General features: G+C 70.4%; 21 protein-coding genes and 1 tRNA gene. 19 read left to right on the forward strand and 3 right to left on the reverse strand.

Annotation, left to right across the window (positions count from 1 at the left end; all coding sequences use genetic code 11):
• Position 1: 1 nt before the first annotated feature.
• The 18 genes from AC1UKG_RS04330 (at position 2) to AC1UKG_RS04415 (ending at position 15,193) form a co-directional block, all read left to right on the forward strand.
• Positions 2-559 (forward strand): DUF501 domain-containing protein, encoded by a 558-nt coding sequence (locus tag AC1UKG_RS04330; protein ID WP_026271504.1) that lies wholly within the window; start codon positions 2-4, stop codon positions 557-559.
• Between the two features lies 1 nt (position 560).
• Positions 561-1,073 (forward strand): amino-acid N-acetyltransferase, encoded by a 513-nt coding sequence (locus AC1UKG_RS04335; protein ID WP_029122729.1) that lies wholly within the window; start codon positions 561-563, stop codon positions 1,071-1,073.
• A gap of 47 nt (positions 1,074-1,120) precedes the next feature.
• Entirely contained in the window at positions 1,121-2,050 is a 930-nt protein-coding gene (locus tag AC1UKG_RS04340; RefSeq protein ID WP_029122730.1) for a Ppx/GppA phosphatase family protein, read from the forward strand.
• A 113-nt stretch (positions 2,051-2,163) separates the two neighbouring features.
• Positions 2,164-3,897, forward strand: coding sequence for a thiamine pyrophosphate-binding protein (locus AC1UKG_RS04345; protein ID WP_018742031.1), 1,734 nt, complete (start codon positions 2,164-2,166; stop codon positions 3,895-3,897).
• Positions 3,898-3,938: 41 nt separating this feature from the next.
• On the forward strand, positions 3,939-4,271 hold the full coding sequence (locus AC1UKG_RS04350) for a PadR family transcriptional regulator (RefSeq protein ID WP_018729596.1): 333 nt from the start codon (positions 3,939-3,941) through the stop codon (positions 4,269-4,271).
• Positions 4,268-5,350, forward strand: a complete 1,083-nt coding sequence (locus AC1UKG_RS04355; RefSeq protein WP_482641824.1) for a DUF1700 domain-containing protein — start codon at positions 4,268-4,270, stop codon at positions 5,348-5,350. The genes AC1UKG_RS04350 and AC1UKG_RS04355 overlap by 4 nt, the downstream gene beginning before the upstream one ends.
• A 153-nt stretch (positions 5,351-5,503) precedes the next feature.
• Entirely contained in the window at positions 5,504-5,995 is a 492-nt protein-coding gene (locus tag AC1UKG_RS04360; RefSeq protein WP_018814551.1) for an LppU/SCO3897 family protein, read from the forward strand.
• A 199-nt stretch (positions 5,996-6,194) separates the two neighbouring features.
• Positions 6,195-6,881, forward strand: coding sequence for a dienelactone hydrolase family protein (locus AC1UKG_RS04365; RefSeq protein WP_018742034.1), 687 nt, complete (start codon positions 6,195-6,197; stop codon positions 6,879-6,881).
• A gap of 37 nt (positions 6,882-6,918) precedes the next feature.
• Complete coding sequence (locus AC1UKG_RS04370) at positions 6,919-7,689, forward strand: uracil-DNA glycosylase (protein WP_033662544.1); 771 nt, start codon at positions 6,919-6,921, stop codon at positions 7,687-7,689.
• 17 nt (positions 7,690-7,706) lie between these two features.
• Complete coding sequence (locus tag AC1UKG_RS04375) at positions 7,707-8,489, forward strand: DUF4129 domain-containing protein (RefSeq protein ID WP_482643183.1); 783 nt, start codon at positions 7,707-7,709, stop codon at positions 8,487-8,489.
• 40 nt (positions 8,490-8,529) lie between these two features.
• Complete coding sequence (locus AC1UKG_RS04380; protein ID WP_018742037.1) at positions 8,530-9,129, forward strand: hypothetical protein; 600 nt, start codon at positions 8,530-8,532, stop codon at positions 9,127-9,129.
• Positions 9,129-10,136: an AAA family ATPase gene (locus AC1UKG_RS04385; RefSeq protein ID WP_018742038.1), complete on the forward strand. Its 1,008-nt coding sequence runs from the start codon at positions 9,129-9,131 to the stop codon at positions 10,134-10,136. The genes AC1UKG_RS04380 and AC1UKG_RS04385 overlap by 1 nt, the downstream gene beginning before the upstream one ends.
• Positions 10,136-11,524, forward strand: a complete 1,389-nt coding sequence (locus AC1UKG_RS04390; RefSeq protein WP_018814553.1) for a DUF58 domain-containing protein — start codon at positions 10,136-10,138, stop codon at positions 11,522-11,524. The genes AC1UKG_RS04385 and AC1UKG_RS04390 overlap by 1 nt, the downstream gene beginning before the upstream one ends.
• Before the next feature lie 31 nt (positions 11,525-11,555).
• Entirely contained in the window at positions 11,556-12,113 is a 558-nt protein-coding gene (locus tag AC1UKG_RS04395; protein ID WP_018742040.1) for a hypothetical protein, read from the forward strand.
• Between the two features lie 98 nt (positions 12,114-12,211).
• On the forward strand, positions 12,212-13,537 hold the full coding sequence (locus AC1UKG_RS04400) for an NAD(P)/FAD-dependent oxidoreductase (RefSeq protein WP_026325065.1): 1,326 nt from the start codon (positions 12,212-12,214) through the stop codon (positions 13,535-13,537).
• A gap of 144 nt (positions 13,538-13,681) precedes the next feature.
• Positions 13,682-13,762 (forward strand) — tRNA-Leu (locus AC1UKG_RS04405).
• Positions 13,763-13,888: 126 nt separating this feature from the next.
• Positions 13,889-14,704, forward strand: coding sequence for a Bax inhibitor-1/YccA family protein (locus tag AC1UKG_RS04410; RefSeq protein WP_018742042.1), 816 nt, complete (start codon positions 13,889-13,891; stop codon positions 14,702-14,704).
• 165 nt (positions 14,705-14,869) lie between these two features.
• Positions 14,870-15,193, forward strand: a complete 324-nt coding sequence (locus tag AC1UKG_RS04415; RefSeq protein WP_018742043.1) for a hypothetical protein — start codon at positions 14,870-14,872, stop codon at positions 15,191-15,193.
• A gap of 79 nt (positions 15,194-15,272) precedes the next feature.
• On the opposite strand, the gene AC1UKG_RS04420 is transcribed toward AC1UKG_RS04415, so the two are convergent.
• Genes AC1UKG_RS04420 through AC1UKG_RS04430 form a run of 3 tightly spaced genes read right to left on the reverse strand, consistent with a single transcriptional unit; the run spans position 15,273 to position 18,488 of the window.
• The gene (locus AC1UKG_RS04420) at positions 15,273-16,535 is read right to left on the reverse strand and encodes an acetyl-CoA C-acetyltransferase (RefSeq protein ID WP_018742044.1); all 1,263 of its coding nucleotides are present in this window, start codon (positions 16,533-16,535) and stop codon (positions 15,273-15,275) included.
• Between the two features lie 58 nt (positions 16,536-16,593).
• Entirely contained in the window at positions 16,594-17,406 is an 813-nt protein-coding gene (locus tag AC1UKG_RS04425; protein WP_018814556.1) for an SGNH/GDSL hydrolase family protein, read from the reverse strand.
• Entirely contained in the window at positions 17,403-18,488 is a 1,086-nt protein-coding gene (locus AC1UKG_RS04430; protein ID WP_482641822.1) for an SGNH/GDSL hydrolase family protein, read from the reverse strand. The genes AC1UKG_RS04425 and AC1UKG_RS04430 overlap by 4 nt, the downstream gene beginning before the upstream one ends.
• Before the next feature lie 122 nt (positions 18,489-18,610).
• On the opposite strand from AC1UKG_RS04430, the gene AC1UKG_RS04435 reads away from it, so the two are divergent.
• Entirely contained in the window at positions 18,611-18,967 is a 357-nt protein-coding gene (locus tag AC1UKG_RS04435) for a DUF1232 domain-containing protein (protein ID WP_018742047.1), read from the forward strand.
• Positions 18,968-19,042: the final 75 nt, after the last annotated feature.

A 19,042-nucleotide genomic window follows, 5' to 3' on the forward strand; every position in this document is an offset into this window, starting at 1 on the left:
CGTGACAGTCGTACCACCGCAGGAGCCGGCGGCCTGCTCCGTACCCCCGCCGCGACGCGAGCCGGCTACCCCAGCCGACCTGGCCGCGGTGGCGGGACAGCTCGGCCGTCCGCCCCGGGACACCCGGGCAGTGGCCCACCGCTGCCCGTGCGGCATGCCCGATGTGCTGGAGACGACACCGCGGCTCGCCGACGGTACGCCCTTCCCGACGCTCTTCTACCTGACCTGTCCGCGGGCGACGGCGGCCTGTAGCCGGCTGGAGTCCGCCGGGCTGATGAAGGAGATGGCCGACCGGCTCGCGGCGGATCCGGAGCTCGCCGCGCGCTATCGTGCCGCGCACGAGGACTACCTTCGGCGCCGGGAGGCAATCGGTCAGGTGCCGGAGATCGCCGGAATCTCCGCCGGTGGGATGCCGGATCGGGTCAAGTGCCTGCACGTGCACCTCGGGCATGCGCTCGCAGCCGGTCCCGGTGTCAACCCGTTCGGGGACGAGGTGTTGCGGCTGATCGAGCCGTGGTGGGCGGGGGGACCATGCGTGGCCGCGCCGGCGGACGGGTGAGATGACCGCTACCGGCGGGATCGTGCTCCGTCGCGCCCGGACGGCGGACGTTCGGGGGATCCGTCGGCTGATCGACACGTACACCGACGGAAGGCGGCTACTCAGCAAGGCGACGGTGACCCTGTACGAGCACGTGCAGGAGTTCCGCGTCGCGGTGACACCTGCTGGGGATGTGGTCGGCTGTGGCGCCCTACACGTCATGTGGGAGGACCTGGCGGAGATCCGCACGGTGGCGGTTGACCCGACCTGTCGGGGCGGCAGGATCGGGCACCGCATCGTGGGCGACCTGATTGACACTGCCCGGGAGTTGGGCGTGGCGCGAATCTTCGTGCTCACCTTCGAGACTCGCTTCTTCGGTCAGTTCGGGTTCACCGAGATCGACGGGGCGCCGGTCCCGCACCCGGTCTACGAACAGCTGCTGCGTTCGTACGACGAGGGTGTCGCGGAGTTTCTCGACCTGGAGCGGGTCAAGCCGAACACGCTCGGCAACACCCGAATGCTGCTGCGGCTCTGAGCGGGGGCCGTCCGGCCTGCCGTAGGGTTGCGGGCGTGACAACGCGTGTGGCCGCCATCGACTGCGGGACCAACTCGATTCGCCTGTTGGTCGCCGATCTGCCAGATCCGGGTGCTGGAGCGGGCGCGCCGTTGGTCGAGCTGAGCCGCCGGTTGGAGACTGTTCGGCTGGGCCAGGGCGTCGACCGTACCGGCCGGTTGGCCCCGGAAGCGATCGCGCGGACCCGGGTGGCGCTGGCGGAGTACGCCGCCGAGATCGAGAAGTTGGGCGTCGACCGGGTGCGGATGTGTGCCACGTCGGCCTCCCGGGACGCGGAGAACGCCGCCGACTTCCGGGACATGGTGGAGCGGACGCTGGGGGTCGCCCCGGAGGTGGTGACCGGGGAGGAGGAGGCGCGGCTCTCGTTCACCGGGGCAGTTTGTGGGCTGCCCGACTCGACCCGGGAGCCGTACCTGGTGGTCGACATCGGCGGCGGTTCGACGGAGTTCGTCGTGGGCACCGGCAGCGGCGGTGTGGACGCCGCGATCTCGGTGGACATTGGTTGTGTCCGGATGACCGAGCGGCACCTGGCGGGTGACCCGCCGGACCCCGCCGAGATCAGGGCGGCCGAGGCGGACATCGTGGCTGCCGTGGACCGGGCGCTCGATGCGGTACCTGGTCGGGAGGCTGCCACGCTGATCGGGCTTGCTGGCTCCGTCACCACGGTGGTCGCGATCGCCGAAGGGCTGACCGGGTACGACCCGCAGCGTATCCACCACGCCCGGGTGTCGTATCGGGCGGTGGCGGAGGTGACTGCTGATCTGCTGGTGGCGACCCGGGCGCAGCGGCTGGCGATTCCGGTGATGCATCCGGGTCGGGCCGACGTGATCGCGGCGGGTGCCCTGGTGCTTCGCGTGATTATGGAGCGTTCGGGCAAGGACCTCGTGGTCGCCTCCGAGCACGACATTCTGGACGGCATCGCTTTCAGCTTGCGGTAGGGGCGACATCGACCCATTCTCGTCGTGATATGGCCAAACCTGCCCATTTTTCGGGTGGTTTGGATAGGCTGAACCTGTTTCATGATCAGCCTTTCGGGGTGAGGGGAGCATGTGTGGACGGGAAGGGGGAGACGGTCACCGTCGGCGAACTACTACTCGGTCGCCTGCATGACCTTGGTGTGCGGCACATATTCGGCGTGCCGGGCGACTATGCCATGGAATTCACCGATCAGGTCATGTCCTTCGACGGTATCGAGTGGATTGGCAGTTCCAACGAACTCAACGCCGGCTACACTGCGGACGGTTATGCGCGGATTGCTGGTGTGGGGGCAATTACTACCCAATATGGTCCGGGTGAGCTGTCGGCGCTCAACGCCCTGGCCGGCGCGATGGCGGAGTCTGTACCCATCGTTTCGATCGTCGGTGGCCCTTCGACTGAGATCATGCGGCGGCGCACCTCGGTTCATCACTCTTTCGTGGATGGTGATTTCGACCATTGGGCTCGGATGGCGTGCGAGGTTACGGTCGCCCAGACGTCGTTGACCGCGGAGCACGCGCTGCGGGAGATCGATCGGGTGCTGGGCGAGTGTTGGTCGCAGCAGCGTCCCGTGTACATCCGAATTCCGGGGGATGTGGCGGTGGCTTCGGTCCCGCGACCTACGCAACCCTTCCGGCGCCCGGAGCCGGTCACCAACCTGGCGCAACTGGACGCGTTTACGGCCGCTGCGCAGCGCCGGCTTGCTGGCGCCCAGCTGCCGGTATTGCTGGTGGGGAACGTGCCTATCCGGTTGGGCCTGGGGCCGGCTGTCGCCGCGTTCGCGAGCGAGTGCAACTGGCCCGTCGTCGCGCAGGCGCTCGGTCGAGGCCTGTTCGACGAGGCCGACTCCCGCTACGTCGGGGTCTACTCCGGCCTGGAGAGTCGGGACGCGGTCCGGGAGGTGGTCGAAGGCGCCGACGTCGTGCTCTGTCTGGGAACCACGTTCATCGACTGGAATGGCCTGTTCACCGCGGAACTGGATCCGGATCGGATCATCAATCTGGGGCCCGATGCCGCATCGGTCGCCGGTACCCGTTTCGGCCCGATTTCCATGGCTGCGGCGCTGGGCCGGTTGCACCAGCTGGCTGTCCGTCGTACGCGCGACTGGCCGAGCGGGGTGGCCCAGTCGACGAACTCGTCCGCACTGGACAGCGCGAGTACGACGCCGATCACTCACGAACGGCTCTGGCCGGCGATCGAGGCTCTGCTGCGCCCGGGGGATATTGTGGTCGCGGAGGTCGGGACCTCCTTTTTCGGCCTGGAAATGATGCGGCTGCCGACTGGGGCATCCGCTCTGTCGGCACCAATCTGGAGTTCGGCTGGCTACGTGATACCGGCGGCTTTCGGTGCCGGAGTCGCCGGACTGGGCCGGCGGGTGGTGTCGATAACCGGTGATGGTGGCATGCAAATGTCCCCGCAGGAGCTTGGTCAGATGTTCCAGTTTGGCCAATCGTCGATCGTCTTTATGATCAATAATCGCGGTTACGCTACGGAGCGGGCGCTCGAAAGGGCGGTGGGAGAAGAGTCCCAGGGCTATGCCGAGATACCCAACTGGCGGTATCCCAAGCTGCTGGCGGTGTTTGCGGCGGAGGACGCCTTTGTGGCGCGCACGGCCGGCACCGAGGCTGAGCTGGCCGAGATCCTGTCCGATATCGACGAGCGTCCGGAGCGGTTGACCTTCGTCGAGGTGGTCGTCGATCCGGCGGATGTGCCCGAAGGAATGCCGGAGTGGAGTCGGGAGGCTTCCGCCGCCATCTATCACGCGAAGTTTCCTGCTCCGGCTCGCCTGCCCTGGAGTGGGCTCGCCTAGCCGGTTGACGCTACTGCGTATTAAATAGTACTGTTCTTTGTATGGACACCACACAGCTCTTGAAGGGCGTGCTGGACCTGGCTGTCCTCGCGGTGCTTCGGGAAGAGGACGGCTACGGCTACGACATCCTGCGTCGACTACGCGACGCCGGCCTGACCGAGGTGGGCGACGCCTCGGTCTACGGCACGTTGCGGCGTCTCTTCGCGGCGGGGCTGCTCACCACATACGTGGTGCCCAGCGAATCCGGGCCACACCGCAAGTACTACTCGCTGAACGCCGCCGGCCGCGACCAGGTCGCGCGCTCCGGCAAGCGCTGGCGCTCATTCGCCAGCACCATGGACACGCTGCTCGACGATCGGGGGAGGGCGGCATGACCGTCACTGAGCAGGAGATAGCCGACTACGTCGCCCGGGTTCGAGGCGCCCTGACCGACCTGCCGCCGGCGATCCGCGACGAACTGACCGAGGATCTGCCAGCGCACCTCGCCGTGGTGGCCGCCGAGTCCGACGGAACGCTGGTGGAACGGCTCGGTGAGCCGGAGGCGTACGCCGTTGAGCTGCGGATCGCTGCGGGGGTCGGAGTCGGTCGCCGGTCGGCGACCGGAGGGCTGACCGCCTTTGTTGACCGGTTCCGTGCCCGGCTGAACACCCTCGACCGGCAACTCGGCCCACCCCTCGGGTATCCGACGGTGCGCGCTTTCCTGGACCTACTCGCCCCGGGCTGGTGGGTGCTGCGCGGCTATCTCGCGGCGATGCTGCTGGCCGTGCTCACTACCGGTCTCAACGGCGGAATTGGGCTACTACCCAGGTTCGGCGGCCACCTGTCGCTTGGCCTGATGATCCTGGCGGCCCTGGTCATCGCCTCGGTCATGCTCGGTCGGCGGGACCGCGGGTCGCAGATCTGGCCGGGACGGCTGCTGGTCCTCGGTAACCTGGTGCTCGTCGGTTTCGGGCTGGCGGCGCTGGTCTATCTGGAGGATCGGCGCGGTGCGGGTGACTACTACGCTCCGATCTCGGTCGACAGCCGATACGACCACATCCGCGACGTCTTCGTCTATGACACCGAGGGTCAGCTGGTGGACTACGCGCGGCTGTTCGACCAGAACGGCGATCCCATCCGACTCGGCTATCCGGAATGCGCTGACGTGCGGGACGTGATCAGCCGGGATGAGATCGCTGGCGCCAACTCGCTGCTGCGTGGCTACCCGTACTGCCCGGAGGCGGCCCCGTTCGGGCCGCGGCCCACAGCTGACGCGTCCCCGCCGGCCCTCCCCGCTCCACCCGGAACGGTCCAACCAGACTCGGCGGTCCCGCCAACCGTGCCGGATACCGCACCAACGACACCGGAGGCGCCGTCGGTCACCACACCGGAGGCCCCAGCGGAGACCGCACCGACCACGCCGGAGATCCCGCCGACATCCGCGCCCGCGCCGGGTGTCGCGCCCACCGGCTGAGCGCCCCGGGAAGCACCGGCGCCCGTTTTCAGGGTGGTAAGCCACATTTTCGTAGCGACGAAAATGACCGAAGGGATGAGGCTGCCGGGCAATAAGCGTGTTGTTGATCGTCTACGGTTTCCTCCGCACTATCAACCCCTGGAAGGAAAATCCGTGCCGGAGCAGGTCGTACCCCCCGCCAACCCCGACGTCCCACAGCCGGCGGGCATGCAGCCGCCCACCGGCGTACCCCAGGCCGGTGCCCCGGCCCCAGAGCCAGCTCGGAAGTCCGGTCGCAAGAAGGTCTTCGGCATCGTTGGCGCGATCGTCGCGTTCCTGGTGGTCGCTGGCCTCAAGTTCGGCCTTGGCGCGGTGCTCGGTGGGACAGACGAGACCGCGGAAGCCAAGGCTGGTGACTGCATCGCCGAACTACCCGCGACCATCGGCGACGAGATGGAGGAGGTCGACGGGGGTAAGGTCGTCGACTGTGCCTCCGCTGAGGCGACGTACAAGGTGGTCGGTCGCGCCGAGGATCAGACCGAGGAGCAGGCCGAGTCCGGCGAAGCGTGTAACCAGTACTTCCAGGAGAACGAGGAGTACTACATCTTCAGCAACATCGCCCCGGGCAAGACGGGCTATCTGCTCTGCCTGACCACCAACTCCTGAGCGGCGTACGGGAGTACGGCGACGGCGGCGCGGGTGAAACCGCGCCGCCGTCGCCGTACCTGGGTCATCGATTGGTGTTCGGGAGGTGAACGCCACTTCTCCGGCGTCTTCCCGGGGGCTCGCGTGGCGTGGCAGGCTACCGGCACGTAGGACCACTGGGCGACCAGCCAACGATGACTGACCGCTAGGAGGACGGCCGATGGGCGACATGGTGACGTACCGGTGCAACGGTGGTACGGGCGGGGGGTATCTCATGGTGCCGCCCGGTGGTACGGCCAGCCCGGCGGTCATTGTGATCCAGGACTGGTGGGGCCTGGCATCGCACGTCCGAGCGGTCGTTGACCGCTTCGCTGAGGCCGGCTTCGTCGCCCTCGCCCCGGACCTGCGGCGTGGCGGTCCGGCCAACAAACCGGACGAACCCCGGAACCTGCTCAACAGCGGGCAGTTGGACGCCGCCGCGGCGGATGTGGCCGCGGCGGCCGACTACCTCGCGGGTCGGCCAGAGGTCGTCGGCAAGATCGGTTGCGTCGGCTTCTGTGCCGGAGCCAGCCTGGCGCTCTGGTCCGTCGCCCGGACCGAGCGGATCGTGGCGACCTCGGCCTTCTATCCCCGGCTGCCCGGGGAGGGGATGCGCCCGGAGTGGCCGGAGTACGCGGGCAAGGCTGCCGCCATCCACTGCTGCGAGGCCGACGGCACCTCGGCCGACCCGGGAGTACAGTTCGTTCGTCGGGCCATCGAGACCGGCGGCGGTGCCTGCCAGACCTACGACTACCCCGGCACCGCGCACGCCTTCTTCAACGAGGACCGGCCGGAGAACTTCGACCAGCGGGCCGCCGCCACGGCATGGGCCCGCACCCTGGAACTCTTTCGGGTGAAGCTTGGCTGACCACAGATCGGCGAATCCCGGCGGAACACCCGCCGGGATTCGGCGCGGGCAGCCGGTACGCGCGGTTACCGTCGGCCCGCGTACCGCAGTGCAGGTCGCCGGGGCCGCGGCGGGGGCGACCAGCCTCACCGCACTGGACACGGCGATCAGCGACTGCTCCGCCTGCCCCCGCCTCGTCGAGTGGCGGGAGGAGGTGGCCCGTACTCGACGCGCGGCCTTCCGGGAGCAGGAGTACTGGGGGCGACCCGTGCCCGGCTTCGGCGACCCGAGGGCCCGCATCGCCCTGCTCGGCCTCGCGCCGGCCGCACACGGCGGCAACCGGACCGGCCGGGTCTTCACCGGCGACCGTTCCGGCGATGTCCTCTTCGCCGCCCTACACCGGGCCGGGCTGGCCAACCAGGCGACCAGTGTCGCCGCCGACGACGGGTTGGCCCTGCGCCACACCCGGGTCTTCGCGGCAGTGCGCTGCGCGCCACCGGGCAACAAGCCCACCCCGGGCGAGCGTGACACCTGCCAGCCGTGGCTGCACCGCGAAGTCGCATTGCTCCGGCCGAACCTGCGGGTCGTGGTCGCGCTGGGCGCCTTCGCCTGGGCCGCATGGTGGCCGACTCTGCACCGGGTCTACGGGATGCCCCCGCCCAGCCCGCGACCCGCTTTCACGCATGGGGCACACTGGTCCGGGAGCGCCGTGCCGGATCTGCTCGGCTGCTACCACGTCAGCCAGCAGAACACTTTTACCGGGCGGCTGACACCAGGGATGCTGGACGACGTGTTCGCCCGGGCGAAGCGACTGGCCGGGGTGGAGTAAGGGCTGCGGGGACTGGGATGACGGACCGGACGCACCGATCCGCACCCTTGGTTCCCGCCGACAGCGGTGTCCTGCGCCGGTGGTGGCCGGTCGCGGCGGTGCTGCTCCTGTTGGCCGCCGCTACCGCCGCGGCCGCCCATTCGTCGCTCGGGTCGAGCCGCATCCCGCCCGCGGCCGAACAACTGCCATTCGTCCCGGAATACCCGACGGCCGAGCCGGTCTCATCGATCCCGGTAGAGCCACGCGACGCGGGTGAGCTGAACAGCCAACAGCGTCCCGACTGGTGGCGAACCGCACTCCTTGCGTTGCTCGGGGTGGCCGGGTTGGCCGTCGCCGGCTTCCTGGTCGGGACGCTCCTGCGCCGTGTGCTTCGACGAAGCACACGGCGCAGGTCCGAGCGCCGGATCCCGCGCACGGCGGAAGGCACGGCCCGGGAGGTCGTCGCCGCGCTCGACGCCGGCCTGGTTGACCTCGACGACACCGGCACCGATCCGCGTACGGTGGTCATCGCCTGCTGGGTTCGCCTGGAGGAGGCCGCCGCCGGTGCCGGGGTCCGCCAACTGGCCGGGGACACCCCCACCGAGCTGGTGGTTCGCCTCCTACAGGGAGATCCGGGCGCCGGCGTACCCGCGATCGCCAGCGCCGACGTGCTGGCCGAGTTCGCACACGTCTACCGGGAGGCGCGCTACGCTACCCGGCCAGTGGACGCGCGTACCCGGGACCAGGCCCGGGCCGCGTTGCGCCGGCTCCGCGGGGAGCTGACCGCTCTGGCCGGCACGAGCGGGAAGGGGCCGGCGTGACCAACCGACGGCTCCGGACCCGGTACGAGGAGGTGTCGCGGTGAGTGGCACCAGCATCGACGACCTGCTCAGCGCCGAGGAGGAGCGGAGGCCGCAGCGGAGCCCGCACCGGGATTCGGCTCGCGGCGGACCGCTGCGGCTGTTGCTGCGTAGCCTTGCTGGCGCCGGGGCCGTGGTGGTCGTTGTGGTTGCCGGTCTCCGCGCGGCCGGGCTCCAGATGTCGCTACCGGTACTGGTCGCTGCCGTACTCGCGCTCTTCGTGGTGCGCCAGGTCGTCCGAGCGCTCCGTCCACCACCTGCGTCGCCTCCCGTCCAAATGGCCCTGCACGACCCGGCCGAGCTCCACGCGGGTGGTGGCGACCAGCACGACGCGCTGCGCGCGGCGATCAACAGTTGGGAGAATCCGCTGGGCTGGGCGGCCAACCGGGCCGAGCGATTCAACGGGACCATCCTGCCCCGACTCGGGGAGCTGGCCGACGAACGGATCCGGCTACGGCACGGGGTGACCCGCGGGTCGGACCCCGCCCGCGCCCGCGTACTGCTCGGTGATCGGCTGTCGACCTTCCTGGAGCACCCGCCTCGCCGCCCGCCGCCGCCGCGCGAGCTCGCGGCGATCGTCGCCGAACTGGAGAAACTGTGATGAACGACGTGGACCGGAAGCTACCCGCCACGGAGGTCGGCCACCTTGCCCACGCGGTGTTGGACGCGGTCGGTGAGGTTGTGGTCGGGAAGCGGGAGGCGCTGGAGCTGGTCCTCGCCGGGATTCTGGCCGGCGGGCACGTGTTGCTCGAAGACCTACCCGGGCTGGGTAAGACGTTGACTGCCCGGTCCTTCGCCCAGGCCCTCGGGCTCGACTTCCGGCGCCTCCAGTTCACTCCGGACCTGCTGCCCGCCGACGTCACCGGCTCCTTCCTCTACAACCAGCGCAGTGGGGACTTCGCGTTCCGCGCCGGGCCGGTCTTCACCAACCTGCTCCTCGCCGACGAGATCAACCGCACTCCGCCGAAGACCCAGTCCGCGCTGCTGGAGGCGATGCAGGAGAAGCAGGTCTCGGTGGAGGGCGTCACCTACCGGCTCGACGAGCCGTTCCATGTGCTCGCGACCGCCAACCCGGTCGAGTACGAGGGCACGTACCCGTTGCCCGAGGCCCAGCTGGACCGCTTTCTGCTGCGGGTCTCCTTCGGATATCCCGACCCCGGCGAGGAGTGGGAGGTGCTGCGCCGCCGGATTTCCCGCCGTCGGGAGGAGGCGGAGATCAAGCCGGTGGTGAACGCCGCGACCCTGCGCGCGATGCAGGCCGCGCTGGAGGACGTGGTGGTGGAGGACTCGATCGGTCAATACCTGGTCGCGCTTACCGGGGCTACCCGGGAGCACCCCTCGGTGCTGGTCGGTGCCTCCCCGCGTGGCTCGCTGGCGTTGCTGCTGCTGGCCCGGGTCCGCGCGGTGATGGCCGGGCGGGACTACGTGGTGCCGGAGGATGTCAAGGAGGTGGCGGTGCCGGCGCTGGCACACCGGATCACGCTCCGCCCGGAGCTGTGGCTGCGTCGGGTCGCTCCGGCTGTCGTCGTGGACGAGGTGCTGGCGGACACCCCGGCTCCGGCCAGCGGTGCGCTGCCCAGCTACGCCACCGGCCTGCCCGTCCGCTGATGACCTCGTCCACCGCGCCGTCACCGCCGGAGCACACCGGTGGCTGGACGCCGACCTGGGCGTTCGGCCGGGCGGTGCTCCTGACCGGTCTGCTCCTGATCGCCGGCGTGCTACTCGGGCGGGTTGACCTGGTCGTGTTGGCTGCCCCGTTCGCGATGGGCACCGCGTACGCCCTGCGCCGTCGGCCCGCCGCGTTGCCGGAGGTCCGGATCGCCGCCGCCGAGGGGAACCTGGTGGAGGGGGGCGAGCTTTCCGGGCAGGTCACCGTCGGTAATCCGGAACCGGTCGACTACGACCTTGCGCTGCTGCAGAGTCGAGCGTCGCGGTGGCTGCGGGTCGACCGGGTGAGTATCGCCGGTACGGCGGCGACCGCCGCATCGCACGGCGGGCAGTCGGTCGTTGACCGTCCCTTGGCGAGCGCCGTACCGGCTGGTGCCCTGGTCGAGGTGGACCTCGTCGGTACCGTTCGCCGCTGGGGACGACATCCGCTGGGACCCGTCGGGGTCCAGGCCTGCGCCGCGCTCGGACTACTGGTCTCCCGCACGGTGGTGGCCGAGGCGGTCTCGGTCAGTACCTACCCGGTGACTGATCCCTTCGACGCGGTGGAGGCGATGCCCCGCGCGGCGGGCCTGGTCGGCGCGCACCATTCGCGCCGCCCCGGCGAAGGTGGCGAGCTGGCCGGCGTACGGGTCTTCGGCCCCGGTGACCGGTTGCGTCGGGTGGACTGGCGGGTCTCGCTGCGGGCCCGGCAGCTGCACGTCGCGGCCACGCTCTCCGACCGGGACGCGGAGGTGGTACTGCTGCTCGACGTGCTCGCCGAGGCGGGCCGCTCCGGCGGTGTCGGGGGCACTGCCTCGGTGCTGGACACGACGGTTCGGGCTGCTGCGGCGATCGCGGAGCACTACCTGCACCGGGGGGACCGGGTGTCGATGCTGGAGTACGGTCCGGCCGGCCGCCGGCTGCGTCCGGCCACCGGCCGTCGCCACTACCTGATGGTGCTGGAGTGGTTGCTCGACGTACACCCCCAGTCCTCTTCGCACGAACTGTACGACTCGGTCTTCGGAGCGCAGCTGCTCTCCTCGGAAGCGTTGGTGGTGGTGCTCACGCCGTTGTTGGACGAACGATCCGCCCAGATGCTGGCCCGCCTGGCCTGGTCGGGGCGCTTCGTCGTGGCGGTGGACACGCTCCCCGCTGATTTGGCTCCGTCGCGGGAGCGGCGTTGGTCGGAGGCGGCGCACCGGTTGTGGCGGCTTGATCGGGACACGATGCTGCGCCAGCTGCGGGAACACGGTGTGCCGGTGGTGCGGTGGGCCGGCGCGGGCAGCTTGGATGAGGTGCTGCGGGACGTGGCCCGGCTGGCGGCTGCGCCGAGAGCGGGGGCCCGGTGAGCCGGCTGGCCCGGGCCGGGGGCGGGCCGCGATGAGCGCCGTGATCACCCGGATCCACGCGGCCCGACGCGCGGTGACCCGGATCACGCTGCTGCCGTTGCTGCTCCGGGCGGGCATCTTCCTCAGTGCGCTGGTCGGGCTGGTGCTCGCGTTTCCGGTGGAGGTCCTGCGGGGCCAGCTGCTGGTGGCGCCGGTGGTGGCGCTGTTGCCGGCGGTGGGGCCACGGCGGATCTGGCCGACCGTTGTCGCCCTGCTGACCGTGGGCGGATGGGTGTTGGCCATTGATGGCTACGGTCGGCCGGTCGCGCTCTGGCGGTTGCTCGCCGTGGCGGCGGCGCTCTATCTCGGCCACACCCTCTGCGCGCTCGTGGCCGTGTTGCCATACGACGCGGTGGTGGATCCGGCCCTGGTTCTGCGCTGGCTGCTGCGGGCGGTCGCCGTACTGCTCGGCACGGCGGTGCTGGGCGTGCTCCTGGTTGAGCTGGCGGGGCTCGGCGGAGAGCAGGGACTACAGGTGGTGACGGTGGCCGGGCTGGTGGTAGCGGTGCTGGTGACTGTGTTACTGGGATGGCTACTCCGTCGACGCTGAGGGTGGTATGTCCGGCTTAGGTGGGGTCAGGACTTGTGTTCAGTCACAACGGCCCCCGTAGCCGGGGATTTCGCTGAGTCGCCGCGGAAGATAGAGGGGTGAATCCGAAGCGGATCCTTGTGGTGGGTGCCGGACACGTCGGGCTCTACGCAGCGCTGCGGCTGTCGAAGAGGCTCGGCCCGCGGGAGGCCGAGGTTATCGTCGTTGACCCGCAGCCCCACATGACCTATCAGCCGTTCCTCCCAGAGGCGGCGGCGGGCAGCATCTCGCCCCGGCACTCCGTGGTGCCGCTGCGGCGGGAGCTGCGCCGATGCACCGTCGTCGTGGGCGCGGTCACTCAGATCGACCACGCCACCAAGACCGCGTCGGTCCAGCCGATCGCCGGTCCGGCCCGCGAGATCCGGTACGACCAGGTGGTCATCGCCCCCGGTTCGGTCTCCCGGACGCTGCCGATTCCCGGGCTGCACGAGTGCGGCATCGGCTTCAAGACCATCGGCGAGGCGATCTACCTGCGCAACCATGTGCTGGATCGGCTCGATGTCGCCGCGGCCACGCCGGATCCGGCGCTGCGCCAGCGGGCTCTGACGTTCGTCTTCGTCGGCGGGGGTTACGCCGGCATCGAGGCGCTCGCCGAGATGGAGGATATGACCCGGAGCGCGCTGCGGTACTACCCGGAGCTGAACCCGGACGACATGCGGTGGGTGCTCGTCGAGGCGACGCAGCGGGTGCTGCCCGAGGTCGATCCGGACATGGGTGCCTACACGGTGCGGCAACTCCTCCGGCGCAGGATGGACATTCGGTTGGGTACCCGGCTGGAGTCCTGCGTTGACGGGCTGGTGAGGCTCTCGGACGGCGACAGCTTTCCGGCCGACACGATCGTCTGGACAGCCGGAGTGAAGCCCTCGCCGATGCTGGACGCAACGAACTTCCCCCGCGACGAGCGGGGGCGGGTCACCTGTCAGCCCACGCTGCAGGTCGTCGACGGTGATCAGGTGGTGGCGGATGCCTGGAGCGCCGGGGACTGCGCCGCGGTGCCGGATCTGACGAAGGAGCCCGGCAACTACTGCTCGCCGAGCGCCCAGCACGCGGTGCGTCAGGCAAATCGGATGGCCGACAACATCGTCAACGTCATCCGGGGCCTGGAGCCGGTGCCCTACCAGCACCAGCACGCCGGCAGCGTCGCCAGCCTAGGCCTGTACAAGGGGGTGGCGCAGGTGTATGGCATCAAGATGAAGGGCCTGCCCGCCTGGTTCATGCACCGGACCTATCACATGAGCCGGATCCCCTCGCTGAACCGAAAGGTCCGAGTGGTCGCCGACTGGACGTTGGCGTTCTTCCTCAAGCGTGAGGCTGTCGCTCTCGGCCAGCTGCATGATCCGCGCGAGGAGTTCGTTGAGGCATCGCAGCCGGTCAGCCCTGGCTAGCAGGGGCGTAGGGCTCGGCCGGCGTCGCGGCGCCACGCCGGGCCGGGCGAAGCCCCGGCGCGGCGGGACTGCGGGTACGCCTGCTGGCCGCAGACCGGTTACGGTGGCACTGCACCGTCGCGTGTCGGCGTGTCGGTGTCACCCGCCCGGGTGGTGGAATGGCAGACACGGCCGCCTTAAAAGCGGCTGCCGAAAGGCGTGCGGGTTCGATCCCCGCCCCGGGCACCTGCGGTCAGCCGCCGTCGGGGCATCGTCCAACACCGGCCCTGTGCGATCTCCACGACTCCGCTTGGCCGTTTATCCTTGATGCTGCACGTTGACGTGCAACGACCCCCTGAGGGAGGCCTGACAGTGAAGACCTCGAACCCGGTGCTCGCCCGGCTCGGCCAGGCGGCCGAGCGTGAGCGGGCCACCGGGTACGCCCCGACCGGGCCGTACGGACAGCCCGGCTACCCCCAGCAGTACCCGACGCAGGCCGGCTACCCGGCCGCGCCGCCGGCCGTCAACACCATGACGGTTGACGACGTGGTGGTGAAGACGGTCAGCCTACTCGGCATCCTCGGCGTGGTCGCCGCTGCCGCGTGGGTGATGATCCCGGAGGCGCTGCTCGGCGTCGCGTGGATTGGCGCCGCAATGGTCGGCCTGGTGCTCGGCCTGATTATTTCGTTCTCGCGGATGGCGAACCCGGCGCTGGTCGTCGCGTACGCCGTCGTCGAAGGCGTGCTTGTTGGTGCCGTCAGCAAGTACTTCGAGACGCTTTACGACGGCATCGTGCTCCAAGCGGTCGTGGCCACCTTCGGCGTCTTCTTCCTGATGGCGATGCTCTACCGGGCCAAGGCCATCCGGGCCACCCCGAAGTTCGTCAAGGGCATGGTCGCGGTGATGGCCGGCCTCTTCGCGGTCATCATGATCAACCTGGTGTTGTCGCTCTTCGGCATCAACACCGGGCTGCGCGACGGCAGCCCGCTGGCGATCGGGTTCAGCCTCGTCGTCATCGTCGTGGCGGCGCTCAGCTTCGTGCTGAGCTTCAAGGAGGTCGAGGACGGCGTCCGGATGGGGTTGCCGCAGCGCTACTCCTGGGTCGCCGCCTTCGGCATCCTGGTGAGCCTCATCTGGCTCTACATCGAGATCCTTCGCCTGTTGAGCTACTTCCAGGGTGACGACTGATCGCCTCCGCGAAACGGTGATGCCCGGCCTGCGAAAGCGGCCGGGCATCGCCGTTTCCAGCTGACGATCGCGGGCCGGCTGCTCCGCGGCTGGCCCGACGGCGACGACGGTGGTCAGCGATGCTGACGGGCAGGCCGCCGACGGCTTCGGAGTAAACTCGGCGCCGTGGACCAGGCCGGGGACTTGAGACGGACGGTGGAGCTCATCGTGCGACAGGTGGGGCACTGGCAACAGCCACGGTGGGCCGCGAGTGCTACCGGCGGAGACGTCTCCCGGGCCGACCTCGTGCACCGACTCGTGCAGGAGCTCGCGGATCTGGCCGCCGACGCCGAGGCGCGGCCCCGCCGGGTCGTGCCCCGACTCGACCACGACCTTGCCCTGCCGGACCAACTGCGGGTGGTGGCGGCCGATCTGCTGGCCGCAACGGCCTCGGATGCGGCGCTGGCGCAGGCCACCAGCGTGGTCACGGCGACCCGCGTGGCCCTCTGAGAGGCACCAGCGGAGCCGGCGGGCCCGTGCCCGATCGGCACGGGCCCTTTCGACCCGCAGCGGGCCGGCTCCCGGAACCTCAGTGCAAACGTTCGATCAGCATGGCCATGCCCTGGCCGCCGCCGACACACATCGTCTCCAGGCCGACCGTCGCGTCGTGCCACTGGAGGGCGTTGAGCAGGGTGCCGGTGATCCGTGCGCCGGTCATGCCGAACGGGTGACCGACGGCGATGGCGCCGCCCATCACGTTCAGCTTCTCCGCGGCAATGCCCAACTGCCGGTAGGAGGGGATCACCTGCGCGGCGAAGGCCTCGTTGATCTCCACCAGGTCCACGTCGTCAATGGTCATCCCAGCCCGCTTCAACGCCTGTTTCGATGCCTCGACCGGGCCGAGCCCCATGATCTCCGGCGAGAGTGCGGTCACGCCGGTCGAGACGATTCGTGCCAGGGGGGTGACCCCGAGGTCGCTTGCCCGCTGCGCGCTCATGATCACTACGGCGGCGGCGCCGTCGTTGAGGGGGCAGCAGTTGCCGGCGGTGATTCGGCCGTCGGGCCGGAAGACCGGCTCCAGCTGGGAGACGGCGGAGCGGGTGACGCCGGGTCGGGGACCGTCGTCGGCGCTGACCACGGTGCCGTCCGGGGTGGTCACCGGGGTGATCTCCCGAGCCCAGAACCCGGCGGCGATCGCCTGTTCGGCGCGGTTCTGGCTGCGCACGCCGAACTCGTCCATCTCGGCCCGCGTGATGCCGTGAATCTGGGCCAGGTTCTCCGCGGTCTGCCCCATCGCCAGGTAGATGTCGGGCAGGTCGCCGGTGTCCCGCGGGTCCGTCCATGCCTCGGCTCCGCCCTTGGCGCGGGCCGTCGAACGCTCCCGCGCGGCGTTGAAGCGGGGGTTCTCCCAGCCCCCACCGACGAGCGCCTGCGCCTCCGGCGGCAGACCGTCGGAGGTGCCCCGGGCGTACCGGGAGACGGTCTCGACGCCGGCGGAGACGAAGATGTCACCCTCACCTGCCCGGATCGCATGCATCGCCATCCGCGTGGTCTGCAGGGACGACGCGCAGTAGCGGGTCAGGGTGGCTCCGGGCAGGTCGTCGCGCCCCATCAGGGTGGCGACCACGCGGGCCAGGTTGAAGCCCTGCTCACCGCCGGGCAGACCACAGCCCAGGTACAGATCGTCGATTTCGCTCGGGTCGAGCTGGGGGATCTTGTCGAGGGCGGCCTGCACGATGGTGGCGGTGAGGTCATCCGGGCGGAGCTCGCGCAGGGACCCCTTGCGGGCCCGGCCGATGGGGGAGCGGGCGGTGGCGACGATGACAGCATCGCGGGACGACTCAATCGGCATGGGCCAAACCTAACCGGTCAGTAACATCGGGCGGAAGCCGTGCCGGACCCGGGAAATGTCACCGCGGCCGACCGTGTCGAGCCGCCATCGTCGTGGCAGCGGCCACCGCCGGGAAGAGAGCGTGTGCCCACACCCGGTACCCGTCGGCAGACGGGTGGAAGCCGTCGTGGCAGAACGTGCCGGCGTCGGCCCGGAAGACCGGACCGGCCTCAGTGGCGAGATCCACCACCGTCCCACCGGCGGTGAGTACCGCAAGGGTCTGGGCCCGCGCCGTCCGCCGACCGGACCAGCTGATCAGGTGCCGTAGCGGGGGCGCGATCGCGCGCACCGCCCCGAGGTCAGGGCAGGTCCCGACCACAACCTCGACCCGCGCCGCTCGGAGCCGGTGCACCGCGGCCCCGAGGTAGGCGGCGGCGTCGGTCGACCGGCGCAGGGTGGTGGCGTCGTTCGCGCCAATCAGGATCACCGCCACATCGGGTCGCTCCCCGAGCAGCGCCCGAGCGACCTGGGTGGCCAGATCCGCGGAGCGGGAGCCCGAGACGCCCACGCTGGAGAGGTGGACTGGCTGCCCGGCCGGCCCCTCAGCGAGCAGGTGGGCCAGCTGCCCACCGACGGTATCCGGTAGCCGGCTCACGCCGACTCCGAGTGCGGACGAGTCTCCGAGGAGCACGAGCCGCAGCGGGGGAGCGTCGGCCTGGCCGACCGTGGCCTGCAGGGCCAACCCCAGCTCGGGTTGGGCATAACGCCGATGTCGGGCGGCGAAGGCCTGTCCAGCCAGGAGGGCGGCGCCCCCCACCGCCGCGGCGGCGAAGCAGCCGGCCGTGGCCCGCCCGAGCCGGCGGGAGAAGCCCGGGCGGAAGCGGTAGGTCACGGTGCCACCGCCCCGTGCTCATTCCTCCGCTCCTGCATGCCATCCTCTCCACTGTGGGGCACGTCCACCGCCGGGTCGGACTGGGGCACAGCACCGAAGAAGGCTCGTCGGCGTAGCTGCGCCCACCGGCCCGCCGGGCCGCGATCGCGGCCCCGAACCTGGGCGCCGCTGACCTCGGTCCCCGCGTGCCGCGCCGCCTCCTGGGCGGCCTCTGGCAGCGACCGTACGCCTCGGGTCCGCGATGGCGAAGCCCCGCGCTCCGGCCCTGCCCCGAGGGCGGAGAGGACGGTCGGCAGCAACGCTGCCACGGCCATCGCGTAGCCCTCTGCCGACGGGTGGAATCGGTCCCACGCGAACATCCGGGCCGGCTCCGCCGTGAACCGGGGACCGAGTAGGTCGCCGAGGGAGACTGTCGCGCCGCCGGCCTCGACCACAGCGACCGTCTGGGCGGCGGCGAGCTGGCGACTCCAACGGCGGGCCAGCCAGCGCAGCGGCGGCTGGATGGGGCGGATCGCCCCCAGGTCCGGGCAGGTGCCGACAACCACCGCACAGCCAGCGGCGCGAAGCGTGGTCACCGCCTCGATCAGGTAACGCACGGCCACGGCGGGCGGGGTGCGATTGGTGACATCGTTACCGCCGATCAGGATGACGGCGACGTCGGGTCGAGCTTCGAGCGCCGCCTCGACCTGGTGGCGCAGCACGGCGGAGAGCGCCCCCACCACAGCGAACCGGTGCAGCCGGACCGGTCGGTGTAGCCGGCGGGAAACGCCAGTGGCGAGCAGTGCCCCCGGTGTTTCGCGGCGGCGGTGCACGCCGTAGCCGGCAGCGCAGGAGTCGCCCAGCACGACCATGGTGACCGCTGGGCCGGGCAGCTTTGCCCCGTAGACTCCATCGCAGCGCGGCGGTGGTGCCTCCGCTGGTGGGATGCTTCGCCGCGCCTGCCGGGCCTGGCCGATCAGGACACCGCCGGCGGTAGCCGCGGCGGCGGCCGTGGCGCCGGCGCCGAGCACGACCAGTCGGGTGACGCGCCAGGCGACCTGCCAGCGTGGACCGGCCGGGACAACGGAATCAGCGACCCCCATGCACCGACATTACGCGAACCCGTCACCGGACACCGGCGCCGTGCCGGCTCCCCGCCGCCGGGAACCGGCACCGGCCCGGCTTGTGCCGGGGCGGCACGCTGGCATTGGGAAGGAGTGAGCAGATGGGGAAGACACTGCACCGACGGGCGGCGTTTCTCGCGTTGGCCCGGGCACTCGCGGTCGGCGTACGAGGTGGGCCCGGTCTCGGGACACGGGTGGCGGCGCTGCCTCGGATGATCCTGGCGACCGTCCGGGGACGGTACGACGGGGGCCTTCGGCTGGCGCTGATGACCGCCGCCACGGCGTACATCGTCTCTCCGGTTGACCTGCTGCCGGAGCTCGGCCTGGCGCTGCTCGGGCTGGCCGACGACGCGGTCATGGTCACCTGGCTCGCCGGCAGCGTACTCGCCGAGACCGAGCGGTTCCTGGAGTGGGAGGCGCGCCAGGCTTCGGTCGTCCCGGGCGAGACGGCGGGCTGACGGGACGTAGGCTGAGCGCGACATCATTCGTCTGCCCGGCCGCCCATCCGGCGGCACCGGAGGAGAAGGGCACAA

The sequence above is a fragment of the Salinispora sp. CH2A1_6 genome, assembly GCF_056820975.1.

Coding starts and splice junctions, on each gene's coding strand:
- AC1UKG_RS04335 (WP_029122729.1), top strand. CDS start 561: ATGACCGCTACCGGCGGGATCGTGCTCCGTCGCGCCCGGACGGCGGAC.
- AC1UKG_RS04350 (WP_018729596.1), top strand. CDS start 3,939: ATGGACACCACACAGCTCTTGAAGGGCGTGCTGGACCTGGCTGTCCTC.
- AC1UKG_RS04355 (WP_482641824.1), top strand. CDS start 4,268: ATGACCGTCACTGAGCAGGAGATAGCCGACTACGTCGCCCGGGTTCGA.
- AC1UKG_RS04365 (WP_018742034.1), top strand. CDS start 6,195: ATGGGCGACATGGTGACGTACCGGTGCAACGGTGGTACGGGCGGGGGG.
- AC1UKG_RS04375 (WP_482643183.1), top strand. CDS start 7,707: ATGACGGACCGGACGCACCGATCCGCACCCTTGGTTCCCGCCGACAGC.
- AC1UKG_RS04385 (WP_018742038.1), top strand. CDS start 9,129: ATGAACGACGTGGACCGGAAGCTACCCGCCACGGAGGTCGGCCACCTT.
- AC1UKG_RS04390 (WP_018814553.1), top strand. CDS start 10,136: ATGACCTCGTCCACCGCGCCGTCACCGCCGGAGCACACCGGTGGCTGG.
- AC1UKG_RS04395 (WP_018742040.1), top strand. CDS start 11,556: ATGAGCGCCGTGATCACCCGGATCCACGCGGCCCGACGCGCGGTGACC.
- AC1UKG_RS04420 (WP_018742044.1), bottom strand. CDS start 16,535: ATGCCGATTGAGTCGTCCCGCGATGCTGTCATCGTCGCCACCGCCCGC.
- AC1UKG_RS04430 (WP_482641822.1), bottom strand. CDS start 18,488: ATGGGGGTCGCTGATTCCGTTGTCCCGGCCGGTCCACGCTGGCAGGTC.
- AC1UKG_RS04435 (WP_018742047.1), top strand. CDS start 18,611: ATGGGGAAGACACTGCACCGACGGGCGGCGTTTCTCGCGTTGGCCCGG.